19 protein-coding genes are annotated in these 15,819 nt (G+C 69.8%); 6 read left to right on the top strand and 13 right to left on the bottom strand.

Annotated elements, in window-relative coordinates; all coding sequences use genetic code 11:
- Positions 1-143: 143 nt before the first annotated feature.
- Both FHW85_RS20030 and FHW85_RS20035 read left to right on the top strand, forming a co-directional pair.
- Positions 144-2,030: a DEAD/DEAH box helicase gene (locus FHW85_RS20030; RefSeq protein WP_168649442.1), complete on the top strand. Its 1,887-nt coding sequence runs from the start codon at positions 144-146 to the stop codon at positions 2,028-2,030.
- Between the two features lie 172 nt (positions 2,031-2,202).
- A complete protein-coding gene (locus FHW85_RS20035) occupies positions 2,203-2,991 on the top strand; it encodes a class III extradiol ring-cleavage dioxygenase (protein ID WP_167257998.1) in 789 nt (262 codons plus the stop codon).
- Here the strand turns inward: FHW85_RS20035 and FHW85_RS20040 are convergent.
- Both FHW85_RS20040 and FHW85_RS20045 read right to left on the bottom strand, forming a co-directional pair.
- A complete protein-coding gene (locus FHW85_RS20040) occupies positions 2,978-3,316 on the bottom strand; it encodes a cupredoxin domain-containing protein (protein WP_167257996.1) in 339 nt (112 codons plus the stop codon). The two genes, FHW85_RS20035 and FHW85_RS20040, sit on opposite strands and share 14 nt — an antisense overlap.
- Positions 3,313-4,266 carry a metallophosphoesterase gene (locus tag FHW85_RS20045; protein WP_168649443.1) on the bottom strand — a complete coding sequence of 318 codons (954 nt, stop codon included), beginning with the start codon at positions 4,264-4,266 and terminating at the stop codon, positions 3,313-3,315. The genes FHW85_RS20040 and FHW85_RS20045 overlap by 4 nt, the downstream gene beginning before the upstream one ends.
- A 143-nt stretch (positions 4,267-4,409) precedes the next feature.
- Between FHW85_RS20045 and FHW85_RS20050 the strand changes: the two genes are divergently transcribed.
- Together FHW85_RS20050 and FHW85_RS20055 are read left to right on the top strand one after the other, a co-directional pair.
- Positions 4,410-4,982 (top strand): sigma-70 family RNA polymerase sigma factor, encoded by a 573-nt coding sequence (locus FHW85_RS20050; protein WP_167257992.1) that lies wholly within the window; start codon positions 4,410-4,412, stop codon positions 4,980-4,982.
- Positions 4,969-5,718 (top strand): zf-HC2 domain-containing protein, encoded by a 750-nt coding sequence (locus tag FHW85_RS20055; RefSeq protein WP_168649444.1) that lies wholly within the window; start codon positions 4,969-4,971, stop codon positions 5,716-5,718. Before FHW85_RS20050 ends, FHW85_RS20055 begins: the two co-directional genes overlap by 14 nt.
- A gap of 22 nt (positions 5,719-5,740) precedes the next feature.
- On the opposite strand, the gene FHW85_RS20060 is transcribed toward FHW85_RS20055, so the two are convergent.
- Entirely contained in the window at positions 5,741-6,100 is a 360-nt protein-coding gene (locus FHW85_RS20060; protein ID WP_167257988.1) for a YkgJ family cysteine cluster protein, read from the bottom strand.
- A 180-nt stretch (positions 6,101-6,280) separates the two neighbouring features.
- Positions 6,281-7,138, bottom strand: coding sequence for a neutral zinc metallopeptidase (locus tag FHW85_RS20065; RefSeq protein WP_168649445.1), 858 nt, complete (start codon positions 7,136-7,138; stop codon positions 6,281-6,283).
- 167 nt (positions 7,139-7,305) lie between these two features.
- Between FHW85_RS20065 and FHW85_RS20070 the strand changes: the two genes are divergently transcribed.
- Complete coding sequence (locus FHW85_RS20070) at positions 7,306-7,701, top strand: MAPEG family protein (RefSeq protein ID WP_167257985.1); 396 nt, start codon at positions 7,306-7,308, stop codon at positions 7,699-7,701.
- 3 nt (positions 7,702-7,704) lie between these two features.
- Here FHW85_RS20070 and FHW85_RS20075 read toward each other — a convergent pair whose 3' ends face one another.
- On the bottom strand, positions 7,705-9,258 hold the full coding sequence (locus tag FHW85_RS20075) for a TerC family protein (RefSeq protein WP_167257983.1): 1,554 nt from the start codon (positions 9,256-9,258) through the stop codon (positions 7,705-7,707).
- Between the two features lie 204 nt (positions 9,259-9,462).
- Here FHW85_RS20075 and FHW85_RS20080 point away from each other — a divergent pair, with 204 nt between their 5' ends.
- Positions 9,463-10,266, top strand: coding sequence for a type II CAAX endopeptidase family protein (locus FHW85_RS20080; protein WP_243868225.1), 804 nt, complete (start codon positions 9,463-9,465; stop codon positions 10,264-10,266).
- Positions 10,267-10,310: 44 nt separating this feature from the next.
- Here the strand turns inward: FHW85_RS20080 and FHW85_RS20085 are convergent, their stop codons facing one another.
- The 8 genes from FHW85_RS20085 to FHW85_RS20120 all read right to left on the bottom strand — a co-directional run bounded on the left by FHW85_RS20085 (position 10,311) and on the right by FHW85_RS20120 (position 15,814).
- The gene (locus FHW85_RS20085; protein ID WP_168649446.1) at positions 10,311-10,871 is read right to left on the bottom strand and encodes a Maf family protein; all 561 of its coding nucleotides are present in this window, start codon (positions 10,869-10,871) and stop codon (positions 10,311-10,313) included.
- A gap of 173 nt (positions 10,872-11,044) precedes the next feature.
- Positions 11,045-11,497: a GNAT family N-acetyltransferase gene (locus tag FHW85_RS20090; protein WP_168649447.1), complete on the bottom strand. Its 453-nt coding sequence runs from the start codon at positions 11,495-11,497 to the stop codon at positions 11,045-11,047.
- A 63-nt stretch (positions 11,498-11,560) separates the two neighbouring features.
- Positions 11,561-12,031 (bottom strand): 23S rRNA (pseudouridine(1915)-N(3))-methyltransferase RlmH, encoded by a 471-nt coding sequence (rlmH, locus tag FHW85_RS20095; RefSeq protein WP_167257975.1) that lies wholly within the window; start codon positions 12,029-12,031, stop codon positions 11,561-11,563.
- An 88-nt stretch (positions 12,032-12,119) separates the two neighbouring features.
- The gene (gene rsfS, locus FHW85_RS20100; RefSeq protein ID WP_167257973.1) at positions 12,120-12,509 is read right to left on the bottom strand and encodes a ribosome silencing factor; all 390 of its coding nucleotides are present in this window, start codon (positions 12,507-12,509) and stop codon (positions 12,120-12,122) included.
- Positions 12,510-12,614: 105 nt separating this feature from the next.
- Positions 12,615-13,682, bottom strand: coding sequence for a nitronate monooxygenase (locus FHW85_RS20105; protein ID WP_168649448.1), 1,068 nt, complete (start codon positions 13,680-13,682; stop codon positions 12,615-12,617).
- Positions 13,683-13,800: 118 nt separating this feature from the next.
- Entirely contained in the window at positions 13,801-14,079 is a 279-nt protein-coding gene (locus tag FHW85_RS20110; RefSeq protein WP_168649449.1) for a hypothetical protein, read from the bottom strand.
- A gap of 551 nt (positions 14,080-14,630) precedes the next feature.
- Entirely contained in the window at positions 14,631-15,284 is a 654-nt protein-coding gene (locus FHW85_RS20115; RefSeq protein WP_168649450.1) for an NrsF family protein, read from the bottom strand.
- Positions 15,285-15,289: 5 nt separating this feature from the next.
- A complete protein-coding gene (locus FHW85_RS20120; protein WP_246866831.1) occupies positions 15,290-15,814 on the bottom strand; it encodes a sigma-70 family RNA polymerase sigma factor in 525 nt (174 codons plus the stop codon).
- Positions 15,815-15,819 lie beyond the last annotated feature (5 nt).

Raw genomic sequence — 15,819 nt, forward strand, 5'->3', positions numbered from 1 at the left:
GGGGCCTGAGGGCGGGGATTTCGGCGCCAAATCTGCACGGAATGGGCTTTTTGACCCTACATCCCGCAGCTCAGGCCAGCCAGGCTGCTACAATGCCTGCATTCTCACGCACGCGCGCCGCGCCTGCCCTGTCGAGGTTCCCCATGTCCTCCCCGTCCTCCGAATCCCAGCCGGCGGCCGCCGGCTTCGCTGCGCTCGCGCTCAAGCCGGAAGTGCTCAAGGCGCTGTCCGACGTCGGCTACGAGTCGCCGTCGCCGATCCAGGCCGCCACCATTCCGCCGCTGCTGGAAGGCCGCGACGTGCTGGGCCAGGCGCAGACCGGCACCGGCAAGACCGCCGCATTCGCGCTGCCGATCCTGTCGCGCATCGAACTCAAGCCCGGCAAGCCGCAGGCGCTGGTGCTGGCGCCCACGCGCGAGCTGGCCATCCAGGTGGCCGAAGCGTTCCAGCGCTATGCCGCGCACATGCCCGGCCTGCAGGTGCTGCCGATCTACGGCGGCCAGAGCTACGGCCCGCAGCTGCACGCGCTCAAGCGCGGCGTGCAGGTCGTGGTGGGCACGCCCGGCCGCGTCATCGACCATCTGGAACGCGGCACGCTGGACCTCTCCGAGCTCAGCTATCTGGTGCTGGACGAAGCCGACGAAATGCTGCGCATGGGCTTCATCGACGACGTCGAGAAGGTGCTCGAAGCCACCCCGCCGGAGCGCCGCGTGGCACTGTTCTCGGCGACCATGCCGCCGCCGATCCGCAAGATCGCGCAGCGCCACCTGAAGGACCCGGTCGAGGTCACCATCAAGGCGGCCACCACCACCAATACCAATATCCGCCAGCGCTACTGGTTCGTCAGCGGCCTGCACAAGCTGGACGCGATGACGCGCATCCTCGAGGCCGAGCCGTTCGACGCGATGATCATCTTCGCGCGCACCAAGCAGGCCACCGAGGAACTGGCCGAGAAGCTGCAGGCGCGCGGTTTCGCCGCCGCCGCCATCAACGGCGACATCGCCCAGGCGCAGCGCGAGCGCGTGATCCAGCAGCTGAAGGAAGGCAAGCTCGACGTGCTCGTCGCCACCGACGTGGCCGCGCGCGGCCTGGACGTGGAGCGCATCAGCCACGTGCTGAACTACGACATCCCGTACGACACCGAAAGCTACGTGCACCGCGTCGGCCGCACCGGCCGCGCCGGGCGCAGCGGCGAGGCGATCCTGTTCGTCACGCCGCGCGAGAAGGGCATGCTGCGCGCGATCGAGCGCGCCACGCGCCAGCCGATCGAGGAAATGCGCCTGCCCACCGTCGAGGCGGTGAACGACGTGCGCATCGCCAAGTTCAAGCAGCGCATCAGCGACACGCTGGCGGTGGGCGAGCTGGGCATGTTCCAGCAGCTGATCGAGCAGTACGAGCAGGAGCACAACATCCCCGCGATCGAGATCGCCGCCGCGCTGGCGCGCATCGCCCAGGGCGACCAGCCGCTGCTGCTCAGCCCGCCGCCGAAGCGCGAGCAGGCGCCGCGCGAACAGGGCTTTCGCGAGCAGGCGCCGCGCGAGCAGCGTGAACACCGCGAGGACCGCCACGGCGGCGAGCGCGAGCGCGCACCGCGCCAGCAGCGCGAACGCGACGGCGCGCCGCGCGAATTCGGCACGCGCCCCGTGCGCGCGCACCAGACCGAGCAGGGCAAGCGCACCTACCGCGTGGAAGTCGGCCACGAGCACGGCGTGAAGCCGGGCAACATCATCGGCGCCATCGCCAACGAGGCGGGCCTGGAAAGCCAGCACATCGGCCGCCTCAGCATCCGCAGCGAATACAGCCTGATCGACCTGCCCGACGGCATGCCCAAGGAAGTGTTCGAGCACCTGAAGAAGGTGTGGGTGGCGCAGCAGCAGCTGCGCATCCGCGAATGGGACGGCGACGACAGCGGCGCGGGCGAGGCCCCGCCGCGCCGTGCCGGCGGCGGTGGCGGCTATCGTCCGGGCGGCTTCAAGGGCGGTCCCGGCGGCAAGCGCCCGGGCGGCGGCAAGCCGTTCAAGAAGCGCTGACTCTTCGGGCATTGCCCATCGTTTCGCATGGGCAACCTTGGTTGCCCATGATTTAGCTCGAACAGCCTTGGCTGCCCATCGTTTCACTTGAGCAACGCTTAGTCCGAATCGGCACGGCTACCGCCTGCCGACAGCGCCCATACTCTAGGACGGTCCCCCAGAGACCGTCCCCATGACCGCCCTCCCCAGCCTCTACATCTCCCACGGCTCGCCGATGACCGCCCTGCATCCGGGCCAGGTCGGCGAGCGCCTGGCCGAGCTGGCCCAGGCCATGCCGCGCCCGCGCGCCATCGTGATCGCCTCCGCCCACTGGCTGGCGCGCCAGCCTACCGTGGGGGGCGCGGCGCGGCCGGAAACCGTGCACGACTTCCATGGCTTCCCGCGCGAACTGTACGAACTGCGCTACCCCGCGCCGGGCGATCCGGCGCTGGCCGCGCGCGCGGTGGAGCTGCTGGACCGCGCCGGCCTGCCCTCCATGCTCGACCCGCGCGAGGGCCTGGACCACGGCGCCTGGGTGCCGCTGCGCCTGCTCTATCCGAAGGCCGATATCCCGGTGGTGCCGCTGTCGATCCAGCCGCAGCTGGGGCCGCGCCACCAGTACGAGGTCGGCCGCGCGCTGGCGCCGCTGCGCGAAGAAGGCGTGCTGGTGATCGGCTCCGGCAGCATCACCCACAACCTGCACGATTTCCGCGCCGGTTTCAGCGAAGACAACGAAGCGCCTTACGTGCGCCCGTTCATCGGCTGGATCGAAGAAAAGCTCGCCACCGGCGACGTCGACGCCCTGCTCGACTACCGCCGCCAGGCACCGTTCGCCGAACGCGCGCATCCCACCGACGAACACCTGCAGCCGCTGTTCCTGGCGCTCGGCGCCGCCGGTGCCGATGCCCGCGCCGAACGCATCGACGCGGGTATCGACCTGGGCTTCCTGGCGATGGATATCTACCGCTTCAGCGCACGATGATGGTGCCCACCATGTGCGGGTGGATCGAGCAGAAGTAGGCGTAGGTGCCGGGCTTGTCGAACACCGTCGCATAGGTCTCGTCGGTATCCATTGCCTTCGACGAGGCGAAGCGGTTGCCGGCGCTGACCACGATGTGCGGCTCGTCGTCGCGGTTGGTCCACACCACGCGCGTGCCCGCGCTCACCGTCAGCGCCTCCGGCACGAAGGCGAAATGCTTGATCTCGACCTTGGCCTGTGCCGGCTTGCCGGCGGCAGCCGCGGAACCCGCGCCCAGCGCCGCCACGCCCAATGCCAGGGCCCGCCACCATGCGCGCGCGCCGCTCATGCCAGCACCTCCTCGGTCACCGCCAGCGCCTGCTTGCCGCGCACGTGGCTCACCTCGCGCACGCCCAGGTATGTCTGCAGCGAGCCGGGCGCGATGTCTTTCAACGGCCCCGGTGCGTCGGCCTTGCCCGGCGCCGGTTGCGGATACGCGGTGGAGCGCGCGGTGTAGAAGGTGATCTTGCCTTCCACCTTCTGCTGGATCTGGTGGATGTGCCCGTTGAGCACGCTGACCGAACCGAAGCGGCGCAGGTAAGTCATGGCTTCGGCGCTGTCGTCGGTGCCCCAGCCCCATTGCGGATACACCGTCCACATCGGCATGTGCGCGAACACCACCACCGGCGTTTCCGCCGACAGCCCGGCCAGGTCTTGCTTCAGCCATGCCAGCTGGTCCGCGCCCAGCGAACCGAAGCCGCCGGCCTTGAGGTTCAGCACATTGATCAGCCCGACGAAATGCACACCGCGGTGGTCGAAGCTGTACCAGCCGCCGGACTGCTGGTGCTGGCCGAAGCGGCGGAAGAATTCCGCGCCGTTGTCGCCGATCACGTCGTGCTCGCCGGGCACGTAGAAGGTGTGCGGCGCCTTCGCTTCCTGCATCAGGCCGGACAGCGTGTCGAATTCCTCCGGCTTGGACAGGTGGGTGAGGTCGCCGGTATGCAGCAGGAAATCCGGCTTGGTCGAGCGTGCGTTGATCTTGGCCAGCGAGGCGCGCAGCGTGGCGGCCACGTCGGGGTTCGGTTCCTTGTGGAAGCCGATATGCGAATCGCTGATCTGCACGAAGCTGAAGCTGGCATCGGCCGCCTCGCCGCCGGCCAGGCCGTCCAGGGCATGCGCCTGCAGCACCCCGCCCTTCATCAGCCACAAGGTGCCGGCCCCGGCCCAGGCCATGCATTGCAGGAACTGGCGGCGGCCGTGCACCGCCTGGTCGTCTTGTTTGTCGTCGTGATCTTGCATGGTGCGCTCCGAATGGACGGCCGGCTGGCCTGGTGGCCGGCATCGACACGACCCCGGCGATTCGCAATACCGGCGGCACGGGCGGCCTATTCCCGCTTTTCCGCGACGGGAATAAAGTCGCGCGCAGCCAGGTATAAGCCCCCATGACCACCGATGCGCCCCTGCCGCCGCACCGCGCCGAAGCCGCCGCCAACGCGCGCTTCCAGGCCCTGGTGCTGCCGTACCTGGACGCCGCCTACAACCTCGCCCACTGGCTGACCCGCAACGACGCCGATGCGCAAGACGTGGTGCAGGAAGCGATGGTGCGGGCGCTGCGCTATTTCGGCAGCTTCCACGGCACCGATGCGCGGGTGTGGCTGCTGGCGATCGTGCGCAACACCTTCTACACGCTGCGCGCCAGGCACGCGCCGGAGCTGGCGCGCGATCCGCTGGACGACGACCACCATCCGCTGGTCGACCCCGGCCCGTCGCCGGAAAGCGTGGCCCTGCTGGCGGTGGACGTGGGCGCCCTGCAGGAAGCGCTGGCGCGCCTGCCGGAAACCTGGCGCGAGGTGCTGGTGCTGCGGGAGTTGGAAGAGTGTTCGTACAAGGAAATCGCCGCCATCACCGGCCACAAGATGGGCACGGTGATGTCGCGGCTGGCGCGGGCGCGCGAGAAACTGCGCGAAGAACTCACGCATCGACCGAAAGAGGGGCGCCGCCATGACCTGCGATGAGTCGCGCCTGCTGCTGCACGCTTATCTCGACGACGAACTGGACGCCGCGCAAAGCGTCGACATGGAACGCCACGTCGCCGCCTGCCCCGCCTGTGCAGCCGCGCAGCGCGAGCACGAGCGCCTGCGCAAGGCGCTGGCCCAGCCCGAGCTGTACCGCCGCGCGCCGGAGGCGCTGCGGCGCCAGTGGGAGGCGCCGCCCGCCGTTGCCGCCACGCCGCGCCGCCGCCGCCCGCTGGCCCTGGCTGCCGCGGCCGGCTTTGCCGGCGCCCTGCTGCTGTCGGCGCCGACCTGGCTGTGGCTGGCGCGGCCCGGTGCGGCGCCGGCCGCGCTGGTCGACGAGGCGATCTCCGGCCATCTGCGCTCGCTGCAGCCGCAGCACCTGATGGACGTGGTCTCCACCGACCAGCACACGGTCAAGCCCTGGTTCGAGGGCAAGCTGGATTTCGCGCCGCGGGTGAAGGAACTGGCCGGTGAAGGCTTCCCGCTGGCCGGCGGACGGCTGGATGCGATCGGCGGACGCAGCGTGGCGGCCCTGGTGTATCGCCGCCGCATGCACGCGATCAACCTGTACCAGTGGCCGGCGGACGGCGCGGATACGCCGCAGTCGATCGCGCAGCGGCACGGCTATACGGTGATCGACTGGCGCCAGGGCGGCATGCGCTTCCTGGCGGTGTCGGACCTCAACGAAGGTGAGCTGAAGCAATTCGCGCTGGCGTTCGATAACACGGCGCATTGAATCGTCAGTGCACCGCGCCGGCTCAGGCCGTCCGCGGCTCCGCCCAGTCCGCCAGCGTCAGCGGCGCCAGCCCATACGCCGCCCGTGCCTTGTCGCACTGCGCGCTGGGCGTGCCGAACTCCCAAGCCGGAATCACCTCCCGGCACACCGACGGCCGCTGCGTGTAGATACCGCAATGCACCGCTTCGCCCACCGCGCCCTGCAGCGCCACGCAATGCGGCTGGCGCGCCTGGGTGCCGCGCATGGCCAGGCGGTGCGGGTCGATCTGCTCGGTCAGTTCGGACGGCACCGCGCCGCCCATGAAGGACTCGGCCTCGGACCAGTGGAAAGCCACGCGGAAGTGGGCACAGCAGGCGCCGCAGCGCTGGCACGGATGGCTCATCGCGGTTGACCGAAGCGCACCCCCTGGCGCGCGGCGGCGGGATTGTGCACGGGCCTGCTGGCCCGGGGGAATATGACGTAGGTTGGGGTGAGCGCCAGCGAACCCCAACGCTGCGATCGCCTGCGGGGTCTGTTGGGGTTCGCCTTCGGCTCACCCCAACCTACGGCTCGCTCCCAGCCCTCAGGGCTCGCCGGCGAAGGTGTTGCAGGCGCCGACCTTGCCGCTCTCGAAACCGGTGCGGAACCACTTCACGCGCTGGGCCGAGGTGCCGTGGGTGAAGGAGTCCGGCACCACGCGGCCGCGCGCCTGCTGCTGCAGGGCGTCGTCGCCGATCTTGCTGGCCGCGTTGAGCGCCGATTCGATATCGCCCGCCTGCAGCCAGTGCAGGCGTTCCTGGCTGTGATACGCCCACACGCCGGCGAAGCAGTCGGCCTGCAGTTCCTGGCGCACCGACAGGCCGTCCGCGCCTTCCATGCGCGCGCCCTGCCGGCGCGCCTGCTCGGCGCGGTCGAACACGCCCAGCAGGTTCTGCACGTGGTGGCCGACTTCGTGCGCGATCACATAGGCGCGGGCGAAGTCGCCGGCGGCGTGGAAGCGGTCCTGCAGTTCCTGGAAGAAGGCCAGGTCCAGGTACACCTTCTGGTCGCCGGGGCAGTAGAACGGGCCCACCGCGGTGGATGCCGCGCCGCAGGCGGTGTTCACGCCGCCGTTGAACAGCACCAGCCGCGGCTGCTTGTACTGCTTGCCGTTGGCGGCGAAGATGTCGCCCCAGGTCTTCTCGGTGGAACCGAGGATCGCGCTGACGAAGTCCTTCTGCTGCGGATCCACCTGCGCCGGCTGCCCGCTGGGCGCGGCGACCTGGCCGCCGCCCTGGTCCACCTGGCTGAGCAGGGCGGTGGGGTCCTTGAAGAACACCATGCCGAGGATGGCCAGGATCACGATGCCGCCTATACCCAAGCCACGCCCGCCGCCGAAGCGCGGGCCGCCGCCGCTGTCGACGTCGACGTTCTGACTGCGTTCGCCTTTCTGCCAATCCATGTGAGTGCCTTGTCTGCCGTGGGCTCGCCGCGGACGATAACCCCATGGGCGCGCCCACGCCACGTAGGTTGGGGTGATAACCCCAACAACCGGTGCGGTCAGCGGTGATGTGATGTTGGGGTTCGCTATGCTCACCCCAACCTGCGCCGAGCCTTTTCGAGGAATCCATGTTCCAGCACCTCCCTGCCGTGGTCGTCCTGCTTACCGTGCTGCTCCAGTGCGGCACCGCCTACGCCGTGGGCCGCGCCCGCGCGCTGTACGGCGTGAAGGCGCCCGCCACCAGCGGGCATCCGCTGTTCGAGCGCGCCTTCCGCGTGCAGATGAATACGCTGGAATCGACCCTGATGTTCCTGCCCGCGCTGTGGCTGGCCGCCACCTACGGCGCGCCGCTGTGGAGCGGCATCGCCGGGCTGGTGTGGGTGCTCGGGCGCGTGTGGTATGCGGTGGGTTATCTGCGCGACCCGGCCAGGCGCGAAGGCGGCTTCATCGTGGCGGCGGTCGGCCTGCTGGCCGTGCTGGGAATGGGCGCGATCGGCCTGGGCAAGGCGCTGCTGCTGGGCTGAGCCTCAGTCCGCAGGCGTCACGCGCAACCGCTCGATGCGCGCGCCGTCCATCGCCACCACGTCGAAACGCAGCCCCTCGCTGTCCAGGCTGTCGCCTTCGCGCGGCAGCCGGCCCAGCTGCTGCAGCACGTAGCCGGCCAGGGTGGAGAAGCTGCCGTCGCCGCTCAGCGTGCGGTCCAGCAGATGCTCGGCGCGGCGCAGGTCCAGGCTGCCGTCCAGCAGCCAGGCGCCGCTGGTTTCCTGCATGGCGGAAGGGTCGCCGCTGTCCCCGCCGGGGAATTCGCCGGCGATGGTTTCCAGCACGTCGGTGGGCGTGACCAGGCCGAGCACGCTGCCGTATTCGTCCACCACCAGGGCCACCTGCAGCGGCGAGTGGCGGAAGGCGTCGATCAGGCGCAGCACGCTGAGCGACTCCAGCACCGTGAGCGGCTTGCGCACCACCTGTTCGGCCTCGATGCGGCCATGTTCCAGCAGGCTTGCCAGCAGGTCGCGCGCGGAGGCCACGCCGACCAGCTGGTCGAGGTCGTCGCCCGCCACCGGCAGCCACGCATGCGAGGACGCGGTCAGTTCCGCGCGCAGCGTCTCGGCGCTTTCGCGCGGATCGACCCAGTTGATCTCGGTGCGCGGGGTCATGATCGAGCGCACCGGACGGTGCGCCAGGTCGAGCACGCCGCGCACCATCGCCAGCTCGTCCTTGCCGAACACGCCCATGCCCGCGTCGGCGGCCGCATCGGCGGCCTTGGGCACGTCTTCCTCTTCCTCGCCGCCGGCGCCGAGCAGGCGCAGCACCGCGCGCGCGGTGCGGTCGCGCAGCTTGCGCGGGCTGCTGAACAGCGCGCGCCGGCGGTTGCGCCGCATGGTCTGGTTGAACACCTCGATCATGATCGAGAAGCCGATCGCGGCGTACAGATAGCCCTTCGGAATGTGGAAGCCCAAGCCTTCCGCGACCAGGCTGAAGCCGATCATCAGCAGGAAGGACAGGCACAGGATCACCACCGTCGGCCGCGCGTTGACGAAGGCGGTGAGCGGCTTGCTGGCGCTGATCATCAGGATCATCGCCACGATCACCGCGATCATCATCACCGACAGCTGGTCGACCATGCCGACCGCGGTAATCACCGAGTCCAGCGAGAACACCGCGTCCAGCACCACGATCTGCGTCACCACCAGCCAGAAGCGGGCATGCGCGCGGTTGCCGCCTTCGTGGCCTTCGCCGCCCTCGAGGCGCTCGTGCAATTCCAGCGTGGCCTTGAACAGCAGGAACAGGCCGCCGACCAGCAGGATGATGTCGCGCCACGACAGCGTGAAGCTCTGCCAGGAGACGATCGGCTCGGTCAGCTTGACCAGCCAGGACATCGCGCCCAGCAGCACCAGCCGCATCGCCAGCGCCAGGCCCAGGCCCATCAGGCGCGCCCGGTCGCGCTGCTGCGGCGGCAGCTTGTCGGCCAGGATCGCGATGAACACGAGGTTGTCGATACCCAGCACGATCTCCAGCACCACCAGGGTGAGGAGACCGGCCCAGGCAGTGGGGTCGGCCAGCCAATCGAATGCGAACATGGGTCGGCGCCTGGACGCCTGCTTCCTCCGTATGAACCTCGCCACTATACAGGCCGTATCCGCAGCGACCATGACGAAGGGCAGGATTGCGCGGCCGCGGCGGCGGCGATTAGCGTGGGCGCGTCGGCAACGGTCAGGGAGATGGGGAAGGGCCAGGCCTGGACTTCGGGCTTGCAGCCACGCCACCCGCACAGGATGAACCCGATGGAAGCTCCCCGCCTCGACTCCGCCTTCACGCCCGCCGCAACGCCGGCCGCGCCCAGCCTGTGGGCCGCGCTGGGCCTGATCGCGCTGTACTTCCTGCTGCAATACCTGGTGGGCGCGGTGGTGGGGCTGCTGGTCGGGCTGACTGTCGGCCTGCTGCACGGCTTCCGCCATGGCGAGGCGCTGGCGCAAATCCAGCAGTGGCTGGTGCAGCCGGACGTCAACGCGCTGATGGTGATCCTCACCCTGCTGATCACCGCCAGCGTGACCCTGCTGCTGGCGCGCCGCCGCTGGCCCGCGCTATGGCCGCTGCCGGCGCCGCCCGGCTTCGGCTTCGCCGCGCCCGCGCAGCCCGGCTACTACGCGCTGGCCTTCGCGCTCGGCCTGATGCTGCCGTTTCTCGGCGGCCTGCTCACGCAGTGGTTCGCGCAGGGCCACGAAGTGAGCCAGGACATCAAGCAGCTCGGTGCCGCCGCCTCGCCCCTGCTGCGCTTTCCGCTGGCCCTGCTGGTGGTGACGGTGGGTCCGCTGGTGGAAGAACTGCTGTTCCGCGGCGTGCTGTTTTCGTCAGCGCTGCGCTACGCGCCGCCGGGCGTGGCGATGTTCATCACCGCCGCGCTGTTCGCCTGCGTGCACCTGCCGGACCTCGGCTTCCTCTGGTACGCCCTGCCCAACCTGCTGGTGCTCGGCATGGTGCTGGCGTGGCTGCGGCTGGCCTCGGGTTCGGTGTGGCCGGCGGTGCTGGCGCATGGCGTCAACAATGCGCTGGCGGTGGTGTCGTGGTTCCTGGTGACCGGGTCGTAAATCGTAGGTTGGGGTGAGCCGCAGGCGAACCCCAACCTGCGCCGCTACGCCACGCCGAAACGCCGCAGCAGGCGCGCGGTTTCGAACACCGGCAGGCCCATCACGCCGGTGTAGCTGCCTTCCAGATGTTCGATCAGCGTGGCGCCCAGGCCCTGGATCGCATACGCGCCGGCGCGGCCGAACGGTTCGCCGCTGGCGACGTAGGCGGCGATGTCTTCGTCGCTGAGCGCGGCGAAGCGCACGCGGGAAATGCTGGTGGCGCTTTCCGCGCGTTCGCCCTGCACGGCCCACACCACCGAGATGGTTTCGTGCGTGCGGCCGGACAGGCGGCGCAGCATGGCGCCGGCGTCGGCGGCGTCGGCGGGCTTGCCGAAGACTTCGTCGTCGAGCACCACTTCGGTGTCCGCGCTCAGTACCAGCGCATCCTGCGGCAGCCCCGCGCGGCCCGCCTGCGCCTTGTCGCGCGCGACGCGGCTGACGTAGTCCAGCGGCGATTCGCCGGGGGCGCGGCGTTCCGGCACGTCCACATCCACCGGCGTGAAGGCCACGCCGATCTGCTCCAGCAACTGGCGGCGGCGTGGCGATTGCGAAGCGAGATAGAGCATCGAGTTTCCTTACAGTCAGGGTGACAAACCCCCAAGTTGGAATCCTTCTCCCCCCGGGAGAAGGTGGCGGCAGCCGGATGAGGGTTCGGCCGGAGCGATGCACCTCACTCTTGCGCTTCGCCCGTACCCTCACCCCAACCCCTCTCCCGAAGGGAGAGGGGCTCACGTCGCCGCTAGAACGTGAGGTTGTACTCACGAAAGCCGGTCTCCAGCTCCCAGCCCATCGATTCGTACAAGCGCTGCGCCGCCACATTGTCGTTGGCGGTGGACAGCGACATGCCGGACACGCCCATCGCGCGCGCATGCGCGGTGGCCGCGTGCAGCAGCGCGGCGGCCACGCCGAAGCGGCGCCTGGCGGGCGTGACGAACAGATCGTTGAGCAGATAGCGGCGCGTGGCGCGCACCGAGGAAAACAGCGGATAGAGCTGGGTAAAGCCCACGCCCTCGCCGTCCGCTTCATTCAAGGCCAGCAGGATCACCGACTCCGCATGCTGGAAACGCTCGGCCAGGAAGCGGCGCGACAGCGCGGGATCGGCCGGCTGCGCATAGAACTGGCGATACGCGTCGAACAGCGGCGCGACAACGTCGAGATCATGGATGGTGGCCTGCCGCACGATGATGGACATGGAATGACCCGCCGCGGGAAAAGTGCGGCGAGCATAGCAAGGCCGCACGCTCGAACAGCACGGTCAGGCGCGGTGGTAGGGATGCCCAGCCAGCAAGGTGGTGGCGCGATACAGCTGCTCCGCCAGCACCAGCCGCACCAGCATGTGCGGCAAGGTGAGCGGACCGAGCGACCAGCTCTGGTCCGCACGCGCCAGCACCTCCGGCGCATGGCCGTCCGGCCCGCCGATCAGGAACGCGAGATCGCGGCCGGACATGCGCCACTTCGCCAGCTGGGCGGCGAGTTCCTCGCTGGACCAGGTCTTGCCGCGCCCGTCCAGCGCAATCACGTGGATGTCGCGCGGCAGCGCCGCGAGGATGGCGGCGCCTTCGTCCTGGATCGCGCGCGCGTCGTCGCGCCCCTTGCCGCGCACACCGGGCTTGAGCTCGACCAGCTCCAGCGGCAGCTCGTGCGAAAGGCGCTTGCGGTATTCGGCGAAGCCCTCGGCGACCCAGGCGGGCATGCGTTCGCCGACGGCGATCAGGCGGGCGCGCATAAGCGGAAGACCATCGGGAAAAAAGAGGTGACGAAGCTATGGCGCGCACCGTCGCCGGTGCCGCGCGGAGCCAACCTGGCGCGGGCGCTCAGCCCGCGCCGACGGCCTGGCTGTCCTGCTCGCGGTCGCCCACGGTCCACAGCCGCTCGAGGCCGTAGAACTCGCGGATGCGCGGCAGCATCACGTGGACGATCACGTCGCCCAGGTCCACCAGGACCCATTCGGCTTCCTGCTCGCCTTCCACGCCGATCGGCATCACGCCCGCCTTCTTGGCGAACTTGACCACTTCGTCGGCAATGGATTTGACGTGGCGCGCGGAAGTGCCGGAGGCGATGACCAGCAGGTCGGCGATGGAGGTTTTGCCGCGGACGTCGATTTCGCGGATGTCCTTGGCTTTCAGTTCTTCAAGCGCGTCGATGACGTGCTTGCGGAGGGTGGCGGTGTCGGCCGCCTTGTTGCGCTGGGAAGTCTGACTCAAGTGGGCGTGCCCTCGATGCGGATCGGCGCGCCCCACGCATTGGGCGGAGGCGCGGGCGCAGTATACCGCTCCGCCCGGGAAGCCGCGTCAAGCCTGGGGTTTGCCCTAGTCGAAGGCACGCCGCGCCTGGGCGTACTCGTCCATCAGCACGGCGACCAGTTCCGCGGCCGGCATGGCGCGCGACAGCCCGGCACCCTGCCCGCACCATTCGTTGGTGAGGTCGGCGCGCCCCGCGGCGACCGCCGCCTTGCGCAGCGGCGAGGTCAGCGCGTTGGTCACCGGATAAGCCGGCAGGCCGGCCGCGATGCCTGCCATGGCCTTTACGTACGTGTTGCGCAGACCGCGCGCGGCGCGGCCGGAAAAGGTGGTGACGGTGGTGACCTCGTGCTCGGCCGAGGCCGGCAGGTCGCGCTTCCAGCCCTCCGCCGCGCCGCATTCCGGGCAGGCCAGGAAGGCGGTGCCGAGCTGGCTGGCGGCGGCACCCAGCACTTCGGCGGCGAGCATGCCGCGCCCGTCCATGATGCCGCCCGCGGCGATCAGCGGGATCTTCACCGCGCGCCGGGTCAGCGGCAGCAGGGCGAACAGGCCGATCATGCCGTCCTGCGCGTCGTGCAGGAACGTGCCGCGATGGCCGCCGGCTTCCGCGCTCTGCAGGCTCACCGCGTCGGCGCCGCGTTCTTCCCAGGCGCGCGCCTCGTCCACCGTGGTGGCGGTGCCCACCACCACGATGCCGAGCTGCTTGAGTTGGCGCACCTGCGCCACGCTGAGCAGGTCGAAGGCGAAGCTGGCCACCGCGGGGCGCGCCTCGCACAGCGCGGCGAACTGGTCGTGGAAGGACGGCGCCCAGCGCGCGGGAATCGCGGTGCGCACAGCCAGGCCTTCGCGCTCCATCAAGGCGTCGAGCGCGCGGCGCGCATGATCGACCGCCGCCATGTCCACCTCGAAGCTTTCCGGCAACACGAACAGGTTGAGCCCGAACGGCTTGTCGCTGAGCGTGCGCACTTCGTCAGCCTGGTCGAGGATGGCCTGCGGTTCCAGATAACCCGCGCCCAGCGAACCCAGCGCGCCCGCATTGGACACCGCGGCGGCCAGGGCCGGCGTGGTGGAGCCGGACATCGGCGCCTGGATCAGCGGATGCTCGATGCCGAGCCGCGCGACGAAGGAGGGAGCCATGGCGTTTCTCCGCAAAGCGAAACCCGCGTATTACACCATGGAAAACACGACGGCCCCCGCTGTTGCCAGCGGAGGCCGTGGTTGAAGACGCTGCGGTTCGATCAGTGCGAACGATTTATCAATGCGAGCTGCTGGCCGCAGCCGGCTCGGCCGCTTTTTTATGGCCTTTCTTGTGATGCGGCTTGGCCGCGGCGTCGGACTTCATCGAATCGCCGGAGCTCATCGAGTCGTTGGACTTCATGTCGTTGGACTTCATGGAGTCTTTCTTCATATGCGTGTCGGACTTCATCGCCGAGGACGAAGACGACGCGGGGGTGGTTTCCTGCGCGCTGGCCTGGCCGATGCCGACAGCGAGTGCGAGAGAAAGACCGAGGACGGCGTAACGGGAAACTTTCATGGATGCGTACTCCTTAAGTCGGTGAATGTCGTGCGGCGCAAACCGCGCTTCCCCAAAACTTTTGAAGATGTCGCTCAACTCAACTGCTGTCGAAAGAGCCGGGGCGGCCCCCTCCCGGGCCGCCCCGGCGGTACCGCTGCCGGCATCGACCGGCGGCGGGCTCGCTGCGTCTACTGGCGGGTCGGTGCACAACGGCCCCGCGCGAGACGCCGCGGCAGCGCCCCCTCCAGCGCCGCCGACGCGGGCTAGCCTAGCTCGACGGCTCACACGAGCTTCGCGAAAAAAAACCGCGCTGTTCAGCGTCAATACCGTCTCGCGGCGTGTCTGCGCACGGCGTGTTGCGATGCGCAGAGCGGGGCTCGATCCGGGGCAAAGCAACATGGCCGCGACAGTCACCGGCGCGAACACCGCTGCGATGGGCTTTCGCGTTCTGCTCGCCCCGATGCGGCGGAACGGCGGCCGAACGCCTGGCGCATTCAGCGTTGCGACGCACCAGAGAAACGAAAGTTTCTGCGTCTTTCGCGAACCTGACGATCCGCGTGAAGAAAAACTCAGCGCGAACGCAGCAGGCGTCCGCCCATCGCCGCATTGACGGCGATCACCGCCACCACGGCCAGCGCATGGGTGAGCAGATCCGAGGCCGCCGCGTCGAACTCGTGGCAGATCTCCAGCAGGCTGGCGGAGGCCGCCGCGCTGGCCAGCCCGATCAGTACGGCGGTGAGCACCGGCCGCAGCGGGCAGGCGCGGCGCAGCAGCCAGATCAGCAGCGCCGACAGCGGCACCGAGAAGGCGATGATGAATTGCAGGCAGCCGATCGGCTGGTGCGGCCCGGCCACCACGGTGCCCGGCGCGATCCAGTCGCGCAGGCAGCCCAGTCCGCTGGCCCCCACCCACAGCAGCGCCGGCGCCACCGGCAGCCAGGCCCAGCGCGCGCTGCGCCCCGGCACGCCGAGCGCGAACGCGGCCCAGGCGGCGGTGGCCGCGGTGAGCACCGCGCCGACGCCGGCCCAGGCCAGATCCGGCGCGCCCGCCCAGCGGCGCAGCATGCCGCCGCTGCCGTAGTGCACGAACAGCACCGCCGCGATGGCCGCCACTACCAGCAGCCACCCGGCCGCGCGCCGCCACGGCGGCGGCAGGCGGCGCACCGGCACCAGCTCGGCGCCGAGCGCGTCGATCAGGCGATGGTGGTTGCTCGGTTCGGACATGGCGCTCAGGAGTCTCCGTGGAAGCGGTTGCGCAGCGCCTTCAGCGCGCGATGCAGGTTGACCTTCAGCGCGCCGGCGTTGCGGCCGGTGTGCTCGGCCGCCTCGGCCAGCGAGCGTTCGCGCAGGGCCAGCTGTTCCACCGCCTCGCGCTGGCCCGGCGGCAAGGTGGCGATGGCCGCGCGCAGGCGCCGTGCCTCCTGCTCGCGTTCGGTGTCGCGCGCGGCGTCGGCGTGGTCGGTCTGCATGTCGAGCACCTGCTCGTCGTGCAGCTCGCGGCGGTCGCGGCGGCCGTGGCTGCGCAGCGCATCGATGGCGCGGCGCGAGGCGATGGCGGTGATCCACGCGTCGTACGAACGCGACGGATCGTAGGTGTGGCGCACCCGGTGCACGGTGAGCAGGGTTTCCTGCACCACGTCGTCGATGTTGTCGGTGGCCACGCCCTGCCGCCGCGCGGCGGCGCGGATCAGCGGCAGCGAATCGGCCAGCACGCGCTCGTAGGCGCGGCGGTCGCCGGCCTGCGCGGCCGCCATCCACG

Source organism: Dyella sp. SG609 (assembly GCF_012275375.1).
In the GTDB taxonomy this organism is placed as follows: Bacteria; Pseudomonadota; Gammaproteobacteria; order Xanthomonadales; family Rhodanobacteraceae; genus Dyella_D; species Dyella_D marensis.